This window comes from Erwinia sp. MYb416, from assembly GCF_037479575.1.
GTDB lineage: Bacteria > Pseudomonadota > Gammaproteobacteria > Enterobacterales > Enterobacteriaceae > Erwinia > Erwinia rhapontici.
Genome location: NZ_JBBGYT010000099.1, coordinates 1 through 761, shown reverse-complemented (window position 1 = coordinate 761; position 761 = coordinate 1). Strand labels below are relative to the sequence as shown.

Sequence of the window (761 nt, the reverse complement as noted above, 5' to 3'; positions counted from 1 at the left end):
ATCAGTAATACTCGTCGCCGCCTTTTAGGGGGACGATGTGAGTCATACCAAAAACAAGAATTTCCAAAATCACTGGCTGATTATGTTGGACAGTGTTGAAGAAAATTTAAAGTATTATTGCCGTACTCGCGTCTTATCCGATGGCGTTGCCAGCGTGAACGGTGGCAAAACACCGCAGACTAATGAGTGGCTTAACTGCGCATCGAGCGTGGAAAATGTGCTGCAAACGCTGTCGCTGAACAGTGAAAATCTGGGTGAACAGGTCAGGGTACTGCGGGGAGAAGGGCTGGTATCCGGCCGCGCGTATCGGCTGATCCTGCGCTTCCAGTCATTAAGCACGTTACTGGCTGAACGGACGGCACCTGCACAGGCCCGCGAGCTGCATGCGGAATACTGCCAGCTGGCTGACCAGATTATGCCAACGTTGGCGCGTATTAATAAACGTGTGGCTGCCCGCCGCCAGAGACTCGATATCAGTGGCGACGGGGGGCTCGTTGTAGCGGGCCCGGCGGATGACACCATTGATGTCGCGCTGCGCGCTGCGCAAAAGCGGCGCATGTAATCTACTCAGGGTTTGCTGCCAGAGTCCGCTGCTGCGCAATCCACTGCATCAGCGCCTGATTGTCCATCGGACGAGCATAGTAATAACCCTGAATGTACTCCACGCCGCGATTTTTCAGATATTCCAGCTGCATGTTACTTTCCACACCTTCTGCCACCACCTTCATCGCCAGCTTCTGCGCCAGCAGGATAATGGCATC

At 54.1% G+C, this 761-nt stretch carries 2 protein-coding genes; one reads left to right on the top strand and one right to left on the bottom strand.

What is annotated here, in order from left to right; translation table 11 throughout:
- Positions 1–37 precede the first annotated feature (37 nt).
- Positions 38–562 (top strand): hypothetical protein, encoded by a 525-nt coding sequence (locus WH277_RS00870; protein ID WP_339454700.1) that lies wholly within the window; start codon positions 38–40, stop codon positions 560–562.
- Between the two features lies 1 nt (position 563).
- On the opposite strand, the gene WH277_RS00865 is transcribed toward WH277_RS00870, so the two are convergent.
- The coding region (locus tag WH277_RS00865; RefSeq protein WP_339503828.1) for an EAL domain-containing protein at positions 564–761 on the bottom strand (198 nt) is incomplete at its 5' end.